This window comes from Isosphaeraceae bacterium EP7 (assembly GCA_038400315.1).
In the GTDB taxonomy this organism is placed as follows: Bacteria; Planctomycetota; Planctomycetia; order Isosphaerales; family Isosphaeraceae; genus EP7.
Map to the genome: position 1 here is coordinate 948,998 of CP151667.1, position 15,719 is coordinate 964,716.

Sequence of the window (15,719 nt, forward strand, 5' to 3'; positions counted from 1 at the left end):
TGCCTCGGTCTCAGCGGTTGAGGACGGGCAGCTGGCTGAAGAATTCGTTCCCTTTGTCGTCGACGAGGACGAAGGCGGGGAAGTCGACGACGTCGATCTTGTAGACGGCTTCCATGCCTAGTTCGGGGTATTCCAGCAGCTCGACCTTGCGGATGCTTTCCTGGGCGAGCAGCGCGGCGGGGCCGCCGATCGAGCCGAGGTAGAAGCCGCCGTGGGCCTTGCAGGCGTCGGTGACGGCCTGGGACCGGTTCCCCTTGGCGATCATGACCATCGAGCCGCCGCCGGCCTGAAACTGTTCGACGTAGCTGTCCATCCGGCCAGCCGTGGTGGGGCCGAACGAGCCGGAAGGCATCCCTTCGGGGGTCTTGGCCGGACCTGCGTAGTAGACGGGATGGTCCTTGAGGTATTGCGGCATCCCCTCGCCGCGATCGAGCCGTTCCTTGATCTTCGCGTGGGCGATGTCGCGAGCCACGACGATGGTGCCGGTCAGCTTCAAGGGGGTCGAGATCGGGTACTTCGACAGTTCGGCGAGGATCTCGGGCATCGGCCGGTTGAGGTCGACGGCGACCCCGTGATCGGCTTCGAGTCCGGCGCGGTGCTCGCCGGGGAGGAACCTGGCGGGGTTGCGTTCGAGCTGCTCGAGCCAGAGGCCGTCGCGGTCGATCTTCGCCTTGATGTTGCGGTCGGCCGAGCAGGAGACGGCGATGCCGACCGGGCACGAGGCGCCGTGGCGGGGCAGGCGGATGACACGGGCGTCGAGGGCGAAGTACTTGCCGCCGAACTGGGCGCCAATCCCCGACCTGCGGGCCAGGTCCATCACGGTCTCTTCCATCGCCGTGTCGCGGAACGCCTGGCCGAGCCTGCTCCCTTCGGTTGGGAGGTAGTCATAAGCCCCCGTGCTGGCCATCTTGACGGCCTTCATCGTGGCCTCGGCCGAGGTGCCGCCGATGACCACGGCCAGGTGATAGGGCGGGCACGCGGCGGTGCCCAGCGACCTGAGCTTCTGGTCGAGGAAGGCGGTCAGGCTCTTGGGATTCAGGAGGGCCTTGGTCTCCTGGAAGAGCATCGACTTGTTGGCCGACCCGCCCCCCTTGGCGACGAAGAGGAACTCGTACTTCGACCCGGGGGTGGCGTACAGGTCGATCTGGGCGGGGAGATTGGTGCCGGTGTTGGCCTCGTCGTACATCGTCAGGGGGACGGTCTGCGAGTAGCGGAGGTTTTCCTTGAGGTAGGTCTCGTAGATCCCCTTTGAGAGCCATTCCTCGTCGCGGCAGTCGGTCCAGACGCGCTGGCCTTTCTTGCCGATGATGGTGGCGGTGCCGGTATCCTGGCACATGGGGAGCTGGTAGCCGGAGGCGACGACGGCGTTGCGTAGCAGGGTGAGGGCCACGCCGCGGTCGTTGGTCGAGGCCTCGGGGTCGTCGAGGATGGCGGCGACCTTGGCCAGGTGCGCGGGCCTGTACAGGAAGGAGACGTCGCGGAAGGCTTCGCGGGCGAGGGTTTGAAGCGCTTCGGGGGCGACCTTGAGAATCTCCTGCCCTTCGAACGTGGCGACGGAGACGTGCTCGGACCCGAGCGGGCGATACTGGGTGGCGTCGGGGCCCAGGGGGAAGGGGTCCTGGTAGGCGAACTCGGGCATGGAAGGAGATCCCCCCGGCGAGCGTCGGGCGTGGGGCCCGACGCGCCGGTCGTTTCGGTTGGTTCAGGGGCGGGCGGGCTTGCCGATGGTGGCGAGGGCCTTCTGGATCCGATCCCAGGTGACCGGCTTCTCCAGGTAGCCGTTGACGCCGGCCTCGCCGATCCGGTGCTGATTGACGAGCGTGACGTCGCCTGTGAGGGCGAAGATGGGGAGGTCGCGCGTGGCGGGGTCGGCGCGGAGGGCGATGGTCGCGTCGATGCCATCCATGATGGGCATGTTCACGTCCATGAGGATGGCCACGGGTCGCTCGCGGCGGGCGAGGGCCAGGGCATCGCGGCCGTTGCTCGCTTCCAGGGTGCGGTAGCCCATGCGTGAGATGACCCTGGCCAGCGTCTGGCGGCTCTCCAGGTGGTCTTCGGCGATGAGCACGGCGCCGCCGTCCTCGCCGTCGTGCGACTGGGTGAGCCGTGCGGCGACCTCGACGGGCTCGGCGTTGACGAGGATGGAGGCCGGAAGGCGAAGACGGAAGGTGCTTCCGCTGCCGGGGGCGCTGGTCAGGCGGATCTCGCCGTTGAGGAGGCTGGCCAGGCGGTGGCAGATGGCCAGGCCCAGTCCGGTGCGCTCGCCCATGGAACGCTCGGGAGCGTCGAGGATCGTGAATTCGTCGAAGATCCGGGCCTGGTCCTCCGCGGCGATCCCGACGCCGGTGTCGCGCACGGAGATCTCGATCGTCTCCGCGTCGCGATGGCCCAGGATCTCGATGGACCCGTGGTCGGTGTACCGCAGCGCGTTGGACAGGAGGTTCGACAGGATCTGCTTGAGCTTGGAGCGATCGGTCTCGACGGAGAGCTCGGCCAGCGGGCCGGCGTCGATGGAGACCTGAAGCCCCTTGAGCTTGGCCTGCGGTTTGATGCTCGAGAGGCATTCGGAGAGGACCGGCATGACCGGGAACCGCGAGGGCATCGCCGGCAAGGCACCTGCGTCGATCTTGCTGAGATTCAGGAGGTCGCCCAGCAGGTCGAGCACGTTATTCACCGAGTTGCGGATGGTGCGCAGGCACTCGTGGACCTCGGGGTCGGACTGGTCGCGCACCTGAATCTCGAGCAGCTCTGCGGCGAGCACGACGGCGTTGAGCGGGGTCCTTGCGTCGTGCGAGAGGGCCGAGACGATCCGGGTCTTGTGCCTCGAGGCTTCCTCGGCCAGCTCGCGCTGCTGGGCGAGGGAGACTTCCAGCTCGATGCGCTCGGTGATGTCGACGGCCGAGCCGAGGTAGCCGAGGAATCTGTTATCGGCCCCGTAGAAGGGGGCTCCGTGGTCGGAGATCCAGCGGAACTGGCCGTCGTGCCTGCGCAGGCGATAGTCGACCCGGAGGGTCTCGCGGCCGTTGATGGCCGCCGCGATGACGGCCAGGGCGCGCTCGGAGTCGTCGGGATGGATCCCCTCGGCCCAGCCCTGGCCCATCTCGGCGTCGCGGGATCGGCCGGTGAAGTCGAGCCAGGCCTGGTTGACGAAGTCGATCGTCCCCTCGGCGTCGGTGCGCCAGATGAGGACGGGGGATTGTTCGACGATGGCGCGGAAGCGGGCCTCGCTGCCGGCCAGGTCGGCCTCGAGCTTGCGGCTGTTGGTGACGTCCTGCACGACGGTCACGGCACCCGTCGGCTGGCCATCGTGGGAGAGCAGGGGGGTGGAACCGACGACGATATAGCGCAACGCGTCGGGCGTGCCCCAGAGCATCTCCTGCTGGAGGACAATCTCGCCGCGAAGAGCGCGGGTGGTGGGCAGCTCGTCACCCGAGATCGGGTTGCCGTCGAGCGTCCGGTAGGAGAAGTGAGCCCTCAGGTCATCCAGGCTCAGTCGGTTGAGCTCGGCGTCGCTGCTGGGGAAGCCCTGGAGCCTCTCGGCCTCGCTGTTGACCGCGACGAGGGTGCCGTTGCCGTCGAAGACCCAGACGCCGACGGGGAGGTTTTTCAGGACGGTCCGGAGCTTGGCCTGCTCGAGCTTAGCGGCGAGCCAGGCGTCCTGCATCGCGGCCTGGCGGATCTCGACCTCGGCGAGCGCCTTGCTCGTCTCCAGGCGGCTGTCCTCCTGGTACTGCTGGATGCTCTCGGCGGTCGCGACGTCGAGCACGCTGTTGATGACCGTCAGCAGGTCGAACAGGTCGTCGGACGCGACGTCGTTGAGCCGGCAGAACTCCAGCGTGGCGCTGATGAGCGTGGTGCGCAGGTGCCCGAGTTCTCGGACGACTTCGGCGATGTCGTACCCGGCAAGCCAGCGGTGCCGGCCATGCTCCTGGCTGGCGACGATGGTCGAATGCTCGCGGTTGAGCCCGCGGAGTTGCTCGGCGAGGTGCTGGAGGATCACCGGGATATGGTCGAGGAAGTCGGTCCGACTGAGACGCTCGGCCTCCGGGACGTCTCCGACGCGCTCGACGGTCGATCTCCAGACGGCCAGGATGGCGTCCATCTGGGCGTCGAGATAATCCGCCAGCACGGCGGTCGTATCCATAAGACGTTGAGTCCTTTTGGATTGGATCCAGCGGCGTTGCTGTCCCTGGGCCGGGGTGGTTTACGAATGCCCTTCGCCTGGCTCCGCCCCAACTCGCCGGGCCATGATACCCGGCCGACGAGCGCATGAGCAATCGCACCCGCGACAATTCGGCGACGGACCGAACGGAGTGGGGGCCGGGCCCAACTCCGGGGGTCATTGGCGCATGCCCGCGGGCCGGATACGATTTTGAATGCGAGCGTGGTGCCCGAACGAGACGGCCCGAACCTCCCGCCGGGGGCCCTTCCCGCTCGCCCCACCGCATCCGAAAGGAACGCCCGCCGTGCGATGCCCTTGCCTCCTTCCCGGAGTGGTCGCCCGCCTGCTCGCCGGCCTGACCCTGGCCCTAACGCTGGCCTCGGCTCTACCCGATGTCTCGGCGCAGGTGGTCGGGGCCAAGCCCGCGCCCCTGCCCCCGCCGACCTTCGAACCACTTGGGCGGTATGCCCCCGCCGAGGGTGTGGCCCTCTACTTTGAGTTTGGCGGATTGCTCTCGAAGCGCGAGGCCTGGACTGCGACGGCCGCCTATAAGGTCTTCGCGGAGACCGGCTTCGGCCCGGCCCTGGAGGGCGAGCTGACGCAGATCTTGCGCCAGATGCCCGCCAATGCGAAGTTCAGGCAGAAGCTCGAAGCCGCGGAACTGATAACCCTCGCGCGACACATCGCCGATCACGGGGTGCTCTTCGCCGTCGTGCCGCCAAAAGCGGGAGGGGACGGGCTCGACGGCCTGAACATCTTGGTCCTCCGCAATGCGGCCCGCAAGGATATCCGCCCGCAGTTCGCCCGGCTGATGGGGAGCATTCAGGGCGACCGGGGCGCCAAGCTGACGGTCGCTCCCGGGAACCGATCTGTCGTGATGATCACCGCCAAGGCCGACCAGCCCGGCGGAGACGCCATCTGGTGGGTCGAGAAGGACGATCTCATCGTCATTCACGGAGATGCACGATCGAAGGGGCTCGATGCGGCCCTCAAACGCTGCGTGGCCATCGTCGATGGAACCACCCCCAATGCGACGACCAACCCGGCGATCGTCGACCTATTGACGCCGGTCGACGGCTTCCAGCCGATCGGCATCCTCACGGCCGACGTCTCGGCCATCCCGCCGATGCCCGGAGGCGGCCGGGTCGGAGACTATGTCCAAGGGATTGACGCCCGCTGGGGCTTCCAGGACGAAGCCTTGCTGAGCGTCACTCGCCTGAAAACGGCCACGCCACGCAAGGGGCTCCTGACACTGCTCGACCAGCCGACCTTCGGCCGCGAGACGCTCCCCCCGATCCCCGGCGGGACCACCACATTCGCCGTGCTCTCGACGACCCCGGACAAGGTGATCGACCAGATCATGGAGTTCGCCAAGCAGTTCAACCCCAACGCAGGCCAGAAGATCGAGGCACTCGAGGCGGACCTGAAGGAGGATCGGATCAAGCTCCGAGAGGATCTCCTCCGCAAGATCGGGCCGCGGATCGGGGTTTACCTCACTCCCGTCGCGATCAAGCCCGACCCGGCTCCGGCAGCCCCGGGTGCCCCGACGGCGGCCGACTCGCCGCCGCTGGCTTCCTTGTTCCGCATGCCGAAGGTCACACTCGTGGCCGACGTGAACGACTCGACGGCCCTGGCCCGCACGCTCGACCAGCTGATGATCTACGTGAACCAGCGGCTTCGCGACTATCCGGTCGGGACGCAGCCTCCTCCGACGGAGGCGAATGCCGGGGGGGCGCCCGCCAAGAAAAAGGCCGCGCCGGCCGTGATGAACTTCCGGACGGTACTGGCCAATAATTCCAAGAGCTTCATCCTGACCATCCCGCCGGGAACCTTGCCCGCCCCGCTCGCCGCGCTGATCCGGCCCGCGATCCGGCTCGGGCCCAAGACGCTGGTCATCTCCAGCGCGGCCGACACCGCCAGGCAGGCGGTCGAATTGAAGCCCGAAGACCAGATCAAGGCCGAGGGCGACCTGGCCACGCCGCTGAGCCGCCTGCCCGGTAGCCTGATCTTCCTGGCGATGCTCGACCCGCGGCCGATTCTGCCCCAGGCCCTTGCCTCGTCCGCCTCGATCCTCAATGCCGGAATCGCCCTGGGCCGACTGCCCGACGGCCGCGCCTCGACCCTGGTCGGGAACCATGCCGGGTTGCTGGCGGTGCTCGCGGGGAACTCGCCCGACTCGTCCAGCCCGGGCGCGACGCCCGTCGCCCCCGGTGCCAAGCCCTCGTTCCGGGTGCGGGCCGACTCCTCGAAAATCGTCAATGCCGACGCCATCCGCCAGCTCCTGTTTCCGCATACCTTCGCAATCTCGGCCGATGCCCAGCAGATGACCATCACCACTCGCCAGGCTTATCCCAGCCTGCTCGCGCCATCGAACCTCGCCCTGCTCGGTTCGTGGGCCGGTCGGCGAATGGCCGAGGCCGAGAAGGACGCGACCGATGCCGCGCAGGCAGCCGCCGCGACCGCTCCCGCGACGCCCGGAGGCCCCGGCTTTCAGGGCGGGCCGAACGGCCAGGGGCGATTCCCCGGCGCCCCCGGTGCGGCCGCACCCGGCGGCGCCTCCCGCCGGGACAGGTGACGCAGGACGCCACGACATCGCTCGGATCGGAAAATGGGCCGACCCCTCCTACGGGGTCGGCCCCTTGACGTTAAGGCCGACGCCATGAAGAGCCATCCTCCCTCGATGCACGTCGTGCTGGTCGAGCCCGAGATCGCCGCTAACGCGGGGGCCATCGGCCGGACCTGCGTGGCGCTGGGGGCGACCCTCTGGTTGGTCCGCCCCCTGGGCTTCCACCTCGACGACCGCCACAGGAAACGCGCGGGCCTTGACTACTGGGAGCACCTGGACTGCCGGGTCGTCGACCGCTTCGAGGAGGTGCTTACGGGCCTGGGCGACGGCCGCACCTGGCTCTTCAGCACCAAGGCCAAGGGGCTCTACACCGAGGCCATCTATCGGCCGGGCGATGCCCTTGTTTTCGGGCCCGAGAGCCGAGGCCTGCCCGCACGCTGGCTCGACGAGCGGCCCGAGTCGGCCGTGCGCATCCCGATGAGGCCCGAGGCTCGAAGCCTGAACCTGGCCAATGCCGCGTCGGTCGCGATGTACGAGGCCACGCGTCAGATCGGCTTCCGGGCCTGATCCGGGCGGATCTCGGGTCGTTGCGTCGCCTTTGCGCGCCACTTACAATCCGGAGACCCCCGCCCGCACGCCCCGCGCCCGCCGCGGAACCCGCCCGCCGAAGTACGAGGATCCCGCCCGATGCCCACCCCGCACGCTCCCCTCGCCCGCGCCACGAGCCGTGGACGATTGCTCCGTCTGATAGCCACCCTGGCCATCGCGATCGTCGGAATGCCGACGGCCTCTCGCGGGGCGCTGCCCAAGGTGGCGGATGGGTTCAAGATCAGGCTGGTGGCCGCCGTGCCCGCGGTGGAGTTCCCCTGCCAGATCGCCACCGCGCCTGACGGGGCCTTGTACGTCGCCGAAGACCCGATGGACCAGATCGGCCCATATGAGGCGGACAACGGCCGGATCCTCGTCTTCCGCGACGGCAAGGAACCGGTGGTCTTCGCCGAGGGGTTCCGACCGATCTTCGGCATGGCCTGGCGCGACGGGGCGCTTTATGTGATGAACATGCCCCGACTGACCGTGCTGCGGGACACCGACGGCGACGGCAAGGCCGACGAGCGCAAGGACATCTTCAAAGACCTCGGCCCCGGACCCAAGGGATTCAACGACCACATCGTCTCGGGGATCCAGTTCGGTGTCGACGGTCGACTGTACATCTCGGTGGGCGACAAAGGGGTCCCCGGTGTGCACGGACCCGACGGCCGTTCGGTCCAGCTCATCGGCGGCGGGACGATCCGATGCAAGCCCGACGGCACCGAGCTTGAGCTGTTCACCTCGGGCACCCGCAATCACCTTGAGCCGAACCTCGACGCCGCCGACAACCTATTCACCTACGACAACACCGACGACGGCGGCGGCTGGTGGACCCGCGTCACGCACCACATCGACGGCGGCTTTTACGGCTATCCATACGACTACCACACGCGGACCGACCGCATGCTCCCGCGCATGGCCGAGTACGGCGGCGGGTCTCCCTGCGGCGGTGTGCTCTATAAGGAAGACGCCTGGCCGGCCAAGTTCCGTGGCCGTGGGATCTGGGCCGAGTGGGCCAAGCAGTCGGTAAGGGCCATTGCCTTCGAGCCTGAAGGGGCCACCTTCCGCGTCGCCGACGTGATCGAGCTGGTCGAGAAGGGGGAGGTCGCCGATTTCCGCCCGCTCGACCTGGCCCTCTCCCACGACGGCGCCACCCTCTACATCGCCGACTGGAGCATGGGCGGCTGGGCGAACAAGGCCGAGAAGCTCGGCCGCGTCTATGCCCTGACGCGAAAGGAACCCGAGACGCCCACCGCGCGTGGCTCCGACGCCGACGCAGCATCGGCCCAGCTCGCGCGCCTGGAGCATCCGTCGTTCAATGAGCGGATGCGAGCGCAAGCGGCCTTGATCCGCGTCGCAGCGACCGACCCTTCGATCCTTTCTCTCGTTGTTTCGGCCTTGAAGTCGGCAAGCACCGAGCCGATCGCCGCCCGGCACCTCGTCTGGATCGTCGATGCGATCGCCGGCGCGACCCCCGTCGGTGAATCGGCCGTCCGCGCGGCCCTGAAGTCCGGCTCTCCCGACGTCTGCGCCCAGGCGGCCCGTGCGCTGGGTTTGCGAGCGACAAAAACGGCCCTCGACGACCTCAATGCCGCCGCGTCCGACCCCGAGCCGAGCGTCCGACTTCAGGCCCTGATCGCCCTGGGACGCATCGGCGATTCCCGGGCCATCCCAGCGATTGTGGCGTCAATCGCCAGCCCGGACTTCTTCCTCGCCTTCGCCGCCCGCGTGGCCCTGCGGCGGATCGATGCCTGGGATGTTGCGGCGCGTGGTCTCGATTCGCCAGACGCCAAGGTGCGTCTGGCGTTGCTCGCGGCAATGGAGGAGGCCTACAGCCAGAAGGCCATCGAGACGCTGTCCGCTTATGCGAAGGATCCGGCCCGGCCCGCCGATGAGCGGGCCAAGGCGCTCGGCTATCTCGCCGAGAACCACCGCAAGCCGCATCCCTGGGACGGCTCCTGGTGGGGGACTCGACCCTTCCTGAACAAGCCCCCGGCCAAGGATGTCGACTGGGCCGGCACCGAGTTTGTCCTGGTTGCCTGCCGAGATGCCCTATCTGATCCCGTCGCCGCGATCCGTATGGCCGCCGCCGGGGCCGTCCGCGTGACGGGAGACCGCGCAGCCCTCGCAGCCATCCGAGCCCGCTTCGGCGCCGAGCCCGACGCCGGCGTTCAGACCGAGATTGCACGATCCCTGGGCCAGATGGGCGACGCCGAAGGCGTGCCGACGCTGACCCTCGCCCTGAACAATCAGGCCACGACCGCCGAGGTTCGCGATGCCTCGCTCGCCGCGATCAAGGCCATCGGCGGCCCGAAGGCGACCGCGGCCTTCGTTGAGCTGCTGTCCAAGGGAACGCTCGAAGGTTCCCGCATGGCGCTGGTCGCGGCCGCCCTGGGGAATTTCAAGTCGCCCGAGGCGCGACCCGCCCTGGTCGGTGCCCTGGCCAATTCCGACCCTGCCGTGCGATCGGCCGCCGTCGTCGCCTTGACGGCCCTACCAGGCGCATCACCGGCCGACATCCGGCCGCTTCTGGCGGACCCCGACCTTGGCGTGAAGACGGCCGCCATCGCCGCGTCGGGCTCCTTGAAGGACGTCGAGGCCGTCCCCGCATTAATCGCGTTGGCCGGAGAGGATGCGACCCGGTTCGAGGCCTCGACCGCCCTGGCCTCGCTGCCCGACCCCCGCGCCATCCGTGTTTACGTCGCGGGCCTGTCTGACAAAAATGGAGACTTGCGCAAGGCCTCGGGGCTGGCCCTGGTCTCGATCAGGGAGAAGGCCACGCCGGTGCTCGACCAGTTCGCCGCACGCAAGGAGCTTTCGGGCGTCGCCGTTGCCGAGTTGCGAAAGGCGTTCTCGCGCGGCGAGCCGATTAAGGGCTGGCACATCGTCGGGCCGTTCCCGGAGAAGAAAGACCCGGAGTTCCCCGACGACAAGGCGGTCGATCTCACCCGGAAATTCCAGTCCGCCACTCAGACCGAGGTCGGGTGGATCGCTCCTCCGGCCAGTTCGGTCAACGATCGAGGACGGATCAACCTGGCCGAGGCCCTGGGGCAGCGTGACGACGTCACCGCGTTCGCGTCCGCCGTGATCCAGAGTGAGACCAGGCGTCCCGCGCAGCTCGTCCTGCTCGCCGATGACACCCTGCGCGTCTGGCTCAACGGCCAGGAGGTCTTCAAGTCGGACCGGGGTCGAGGGAATTCAGAAGACGAGGCTGAGCGTGTCGACGTGACGCTGGAAGAGGGAGCGAATCGCCTTCTCGTCCGCTGCGGCAACGCCGGCGGGGGCTGGTTTTTCTTGGCCGGACTGACGCGGCCCTCGGACTACGCCTTCCTCAAGGCCCCGGCCACGGGTGCCTTCGACCCCGACACTTACCGCGTCTTCGCCGAGAAATCCGGCGGCGAACCCACCCGCGGCCGGGCCCTCTTCTCCGACCTCAAGGGCCTCGCCTGCCTGAAGTGCCACGCCGTCTCCGGCCAGGGCGGGGCAGTCGGACCCGAGCTCTCGGGCATCGCCTCGAAATACCCTCGAGCCGAGCTGATCGCGTCGGTGCTCTATCCTTCCGCTCGGATCAGTTCCGGCTACGAGCCAACCGTCCTCGCCCTCACCGATGGCAAGCTCGTCAACGGCATCCTCAAGGTCGAATCCGACGACGCTTTGGAGATCGAGGACGCCGACGCGAAGCGGCAGCGAATTCCCCGCGACCAGATCGAAGAACGCAAGGTCGGCGACGTCTCCCTGATGCCCAGCGGTCTTGCAGAAGGGCTGAGCCGGGAAGACTTCGCCGACCTGATCGCCTATCTGGAAACCTTGAAGGAGGCGCCGGCCGCCGCCAAGCCGTAAGTCCACTCGTCGTTGGGGCCGGGCAGGAACGACGCGGCTTGACGCGCGATCCGCGGCCTCAACGACTCGCTGGAGGAGGCGGCGTGGCCACGGCCTTCGGAGTTTCTGGCGTCAACAAAACGGCGACTCCGAAGCAGAGTGCGACGACCAGCGGGAGGAGAATGAACCAGAATCGCTGGCAAATCGCGTCGATGGTGATCGCTCTGATCGATCCCGCCGTCGTGCTAACCCCGACATCACGGAGAGGTGTCCCGGGCGGAATCTGATCCAGGGAACCGCCCGTAATCTGCTTTCGAACGTTCCTGTGGAACTCCGCGACCCACCAGTGATTGACCAGGAACGCTCCCAGTACCAAGGCTGAGAGTCCCGCAGTGAGAACCGTTCGACTCATGGAGACCCTTTCATGAAACAGTCGCTCGCTCCAGGAATTTGGTCGCGGCGTGCATGATGGTCTCCTCGGTGGCCTCGGGCCGGGGGATGTCGGCGGTGATTCGGCCTTCGCATAGGACGAGAATTCGGTCGCAGACGGCGAGCAGCTCGGGCAGCTCGCTGGAGGTCATCAGGATGGCCATGCCGCCGTCAGCAAGCTGACGGATCAGGCCGTAAATCTCCGACTTGGCGCCGACGTCGATGCCCCGGGTGGGCTCGTCGAGCAGAAGCAGCCTGGGATTGGTCAGGAGCCAGCGGGCCAGGATGCATTTCTGCTGGTTGCCGCCGGAGAGACTCGTCACGGCGGCCGAAGCTCCCGCGGCCTTGATCGAGAGCTGCTTGATCGAGCCGGCGACGGCTTTTGACTCGGCCCGGCGGTCAACCAGACCGGCGTGGGAGAGGGCGTCGAGGTGGCGGATTGTCACGTTCTCGCCGACATTCATCCGGTCGAAGAGGCCGAGCGTCTTGCGGTCCTCGGTGACGAGCGCCACGCCGGCCCGGATCGCCTGTCGGGGATGTTCGAAGCGGACGGGCTTGCCTTCCAGGGTGATCGAGCCGGTGGGCGCCTCGGGGCTGGCGCCGAAGAGGGCTTCGAGGAGTTCGGTGCGGCCGGCACCGAGCAGGCCGGCAATGCCGACGACCTCGCCGGCGCGGACGCCGAAGCTCAAGTCCGAAAGCGCCGGCCGGCCGATGCCACCGGGCTTGGCAAGGGCGAGCCCTTCCACCTTCAGGACCTCGGCGCCAAGCTCGTGTTGACCCTGGTAGGCCAGGGCCCCCAGCTCGCGACCGACCATCCAGCGGCAGACCTGGCCGGCGTCGGTCTCCGACCCCGGGGCGGTCGCGATGAACTTGCCGTCGCGGACGACCGTCACGCGGTCGGCCAGGGTGAAGACCTCGTTCATCTTGTGGCTGATGTAGATGACGGCCACGCCGCGTTTCTTCAGGTCGCCGATGGCGCGGAAGAGGCGGGCCACCTCGGCGTCGGAGAGCGCGGAGGTGGGCTCGTCCATGATGACCACGTCGGCCCGGCCCGAGAGTGCCTTGGCGATCTCGACCATCTGCTGGTCGCCAATGCGCAGCTCGGACACGCGCGACCTGGGGTCGATTGCCGCGCCCAGGCGATTGAACAGGGCGCGGGCATCGGCCTCCATCGCCGCATCGTCGATCATCCCGAATCGGGTCCGCTCGCGGCCAAGAAAGACGTTGGCGGCGACGGAAAGCTCGGGGACGAGGTTCAGCTCCTGGTGGATGATCCGCACGCCGGCCGCCTCGGCATCGCGCGGGCCGTCGAAGCGGACGACCCGGCCGTCCAGTTCCAGCTCACCACCGTAGTCGGTGATGGCGCCGGCCAGAATCTTCATGAGCGTGCTTTTGCCGGCGCCGTTCTCGCCGCAGAGCGCGTGGACCTCGCCGGCGTGGGCCTCGAACGAAACCCCGGACAGGGCGTGCACGCCGCCGAAATTCTTGGTGATCTGCCGCATGCGCAGCCGGGGCGGGGCCTGCTCGTTCTCGGTGACGCTCGTCGATGCCTGGGTCATGTCGTGGGTCCCGGTTCGGGCTCCAGGGGCATGGCGTAGTGGACCTGTCGGGCGACTTCGAGGAAGCCGACCGACGGGTAGAGGTGGCGGCCGATCGGGTTGCCTTCGAGAGTCTCGATGCGTGCGACCCGCATACCCTCGGCCCGGAACCGGCCGATCGCGTGCTCGAGCAGCCTGCGCCCCAGACCCTGGCCGCGCGCGACCGGGGCGACGACCACGTTGGGAATTCGGCCGACCGAAGCGTCGCGGTCGAACCGCATCGAGACGTAGCCGAGGATTTCGCCCGAGGCCTCCGCCACGTCGACCGCGCCGTCGGCGGCGTCGACGTCCTCGTCGACGTGCCGGCCTTTGCGGTCGCGCCAGTCGGAGGTCGCGAGGGGGCCGAGCACGCGGTCGATGGCGTGGTCGATCGAGACCCCTTCGAACGCGTCGATCGTCAGGCGCTTCAGGGTGGCGCGGTCGGGCTCGCGATACGGGCGGACGATGATCGCCATCGGGTTGATTGCTCCGGCCGTCGACCTCAGTCGGGGAACTTCCGATGATAGCATGGCGGCCGGGAGGTGTCGGCCCGGTTCCCCGCGCAGTATCCTCAACGATGAGTCGGCCGACATTTCGAGGCCCGACGAGGGGCGATCCTTCATGTCCAAGTACTTCAAATACAAGACCGTCGCGGATCTCGCCCTCGACGCCGAGCGCAGGGGCCTCACCCTACGTCCCGCCGATGAATTGGATCCGCTGCGTCGGCCGTACGATCTGGGCGGTCGCCGGGTTGGCAATCGCCTGGCGATCCAGCCGATGGAGGGGTGCGACGGCACTGCGGACGGCTCGCCCGGCGAGCTAACCTTGCGCCGTTACGAGCGATTCGGCGACGGCGGCGCCAAGCTGATCTGGGCCGAGGCCGCCGCAATCGTGCCCGAGGCGCGTGCCAATACCCGCCAGCTCGTCATCGACGAGACCCACGTCGACGGCCTGGCCCGGCTGCTCGATGCCTGCCGCAGGGCCCATCGGAGTGCCTGGGGCAACGACGATGACCTCGTCGTCGGCTTGCAGCTCACCCATTCGGGACGGTACAGCCACCCGAGGCCGATCATCGCCCAGCACGACCCGCTGCTGGACGGGCGGACGATGGTGGACAGGGCAACCGGGACGAAGGTCGGGCCCGACTTTCCGATCTTATCCGACGACGAGCTCGACCGGCTCCAGGACCGATACGTCGAGGCGGCGACGCTGGCCTATCGCTGCGGTTTCGACTTCGTCGACCTGAAGCAGTGCCATCGCTACCTGCTCAATGAGCTGCTCGCGGCCAAGACCCGGCCCGGTAAATACGGTGGGCCCTACGAGCATCGAACCCGATTTATCCGCGAGGTCGCAGGACGGATCCGCGACGAGAACCCGGGAAGGATGATCGGCACGCGATTGAACATCTACGACGGGATCCCGTTCCGCACCGGATCCGACGGGGTAGGCGTCACCGAAGTCCACGCCTCGCCGATCCGATCGACCTGGGGCACCCGCGAGGATGACGCGAGCGTGCCCGACATGGCCGAGCCGATCCGGCTAGTGGGCGACTTGAACGCCGCCGGCGTCACGCTTTTCAACCTGTCGATGGGCAATCCGTACGCCAGCCCGCACATCGTCCGGCCGTTCGAGTATCCGCCGGTCGACGGCTACGAGACGCCCGAGCACCCGCTCATCGGCGTCGACCGTCACCTCCGGCTGAGCGCCGAGATCCAGGCCGCGCACCCCGACGTAGCAATCGTCGGTTCGGGCTATAGCTGGTTGCAAGCCTGGGCCTTCCACGTCGGTGCGAGGCAGGTGGCCGAGGGCCGGGCGACGTTCGTCGGCCTGGGCCGTGGGTCGCTGTCTCACCCCGACTTCGCCCGTCATGTCATGGAAGACAGGCCGTTGGACCCCAAGAGGACCTGCCGGACCTTCAGCGACTGCACGACCCTCATGAGGTCGAAGAACAATGCGCTGGGCCAGTTCGCCACGGGCTGCCCGCCGTTCGACAAGGCGATTTACGGCCCGATCTTGGCGGAGGCCCGCGACGGTCGCTGAGGCGGGGTGGTCAGGCGATGTCGGGATTCTCGGCGAGATAGCCTTCGACGAGTTTTTTCAGTCCGCCTTCGACTTCGAGGCCGCTGGCCTTGCCTCGCTCGAACGCCTCGTCGGGCGTCCAGCCGTTGGCCTTGATCTGCTGGAGCAGGACCAGGGCCGCGGCACGTCCCCCCTTGCGGCAGTGGACAAGAACCTTGCCGTTGGCGGCATGGCCGTCGATGAAGTCGACCACCGAGGCCACGCCCTCGCGTGTGAATGGGGCAGAACCGACGCCGTAGTGCAGGTAGTCGAGGCCCAGGTCGGCCGCCCTGGAGGCCTCGGCCTTGGGGTCGATCGGCTGCTCGGGCTCGCCGTCGTTGCGAAGGTTGACGATGCCGACGTATCCAGCCTCCTTCAGAGCGAGGAGGTCGGATTCGGTGGGCTGGTCGGCGATCACGACGTTGGGGGCGACGGTGCGCTGGAAGTTCATGGCAGGCGGGGACCTCGGTGCTGGCGAGCGTGGACGAAGCCGGCGCGAACCCCGCTGGGATCGCGCCGG

At 68.0% G+C, this 15,719-nt stretch carries 9 protein-coding genes; 4 read left to right on the forward strand and 5 right to left on the reverse strand.

Annotated elements, in window-relative coordinates; genetic code table 11:
* Positions 1-10 precede the first annotated feature (10 nt).
* Positions 11-1,639, reverse strand: a complete 1,629-nt coding sequence (locus tag EP7_RS03785; protein ID WP_463526254.1) for a fumarate hydratase — start codon at positions 1,637-1,639, stop codon at positions 11-13.
* Positions 1,640-1,702: 63 nt separating this feature from the next.
* Complete coding sequence (locus EP7_RS03790) at positions 1,703-4,144, reverse strand: PAS domain S-box protein (protein WP_463526255.1); 2,442 nt, start codon at positions 4,142-4,144, stop codon at positions 1,703-1,705.
* A 322-nt stretch (positions 4,145-4,466) separates the two neighbouring features.
* Between EP7_RS03790 and EP7_RS03795 the strand changes: the two genes are divergently transcribed.
* From EP7_RS03795 to EP7_RS03805, 3 genes are all read left to right on the forward strand, one after another.
* A complete protein-coding gene (locus tag EP7_RS03795) occupies positions 4,467-6,737 on the forward strand; it encodes a hypothetical protein (protein ID WP_463526256.1) in 2,271 nt (756 codons plus the stop codon).
* An 84-nt stretch (positions 6,738-6,821) separates the two neighbouring features.
* Positions 6,822-7,295: a tRNA (cytidine(34)-2'-O)-methyltransferase gene (locus EP7_RS03800; RefSeq protein ID WP_463526257.1), complete on the forward strand. Its 474-nt coding sequence runs from the start codon at positions 6,822-6,824 to the stop codon at positions 7,293-7,295.
* Positions 7,296-7,415: 120 nt separating this feature from the next.
* On the forward strand, positions 7,416-11,156 hold the full coding sequence (locus tag EP7_RS03805) for a PVC-type heme-binding CxxCH protein (protein WP_463526258.1): 3,741 nt from the start codon (positions 7,416-7,418) through the stop codon (positions 11,154-11,156).
* Positions 11,157-11,557: 401 nt separating this feature from the next.
* Here the strand turns inward: EP7_RS03805 and EP7_RS03810 are convergent, their stop codons facing one another.
* On the reverse strand, positions 11,558-13,123 hold the full coding sequence (locus EP7_RS03810; protein WP_463526259.1) for a sugar ABC transporter ATP-binding protein: 1,566 nt from the start codon (positions 13,121-13,123) through the stop codon (positions 11,558-11,560).
* Positions 13,120-13,617: a GNAT family N-acetyltransferase gene (locus EP7_RS03815; RefSeq protein WP_463526260.1), complete on the reverse strand. Its 498-nt coding sequence runs from the start codon at positions 13,615-13,617 to the stop codon at positions 13,120-13,122. The genes EP7_RS03810 and EP7_RS03815 overlap by 4 nt, the downstream gene beginning before the upstream one ends.
* 145 nt (positions 13,618-13,762) lie before the next feature.
* On the opposite strand from EP7_RS03815, the gene EP7_RS03820 reads away from it, so the two are divergent.
* Positions 13,763-15,181: an oxidoreductase gene (locus tag EP7_RS03820; protein ID WP_463526261.1), complete on the forward strand. Its 1,419-nt coding sequence runs from the start codon at positions 13,763-13,765 to the stop codon at positions 15,179-15,181.
* A 10-nt stretch (positions 15,182-15,191) separates the two neighbouring features.
* Here EP7_RS03820 and EP7_RS03825 read toward each other — a convergent pair whose 3' ends face one another.
* Entirely contained in the window at positions 15,192-15,650 is a 459-nt protein-coding gene (locus EP7_RS03825; RefSeq protein ID WP_463526262.1) for a protein tyrosine phosphatase family protein, read from the reverse strand.
* Between the last annotated feature and the right edge of the window lie 69 nt (positions 15,651-15,719).

Coding starts and splice junctions, on each gene's coding strand:
- EP7_RS03785 (WP_463526254.1), bottom strand. CDS start 1,639: ATGCCCGAGTTCGCCTACCAGGACCCCTTCCCCCTGGGCCCCGACGCC.
- EP7_RS03790 (WP_463526255.1), bottom strand. CDS start 4,144: ATGGATACGACCGCCGTGCTGGCGGATTATCTCGACGCCCAGATGGAC.
- EP7_RS03800 (WP_463526257.1), top strand. CDS start 6,822: ATGAAGAGCCATCCTCCCTCGATGCACGTCGTGCTGGTCGAGCCCGAG.
- EP7_RS03805 (WP_463526258.1), top strand. CDS start 7,416: ATGCCCACCCCGCACGCTCCCCTCGCCCGCGCCACGAGCCGTGGACGA.
- EP7_RS03810 (WP_463526259.1), bottom strand. CDS start 13,123: ATGACCCAGGCATCGACGAGCGTCACCGAGAACGAGCAGGCCCCGCCC.
- EP7_RS03815 (WP_463526260.1), bottom strand. CDS start 13,617: ATGGCGATCATCGTCCGCCCGTATCGCGAGCCCGACCGCGCCACCCTG.
- EP7_RS03820 (WP_463526261.1), top strand. CDS start 13,763: ATGTCCAAGTACTTCAAATACAAGACCGTCGCGGATCTCGCCCTCGAC.
- EP7_RS03825 (WP_463526262.1), bottom strand. CDS start 15,650: ATGAACTTCCAGCGCACCGTCGCCCCCAACGTCGTGATCGCCGACCAG.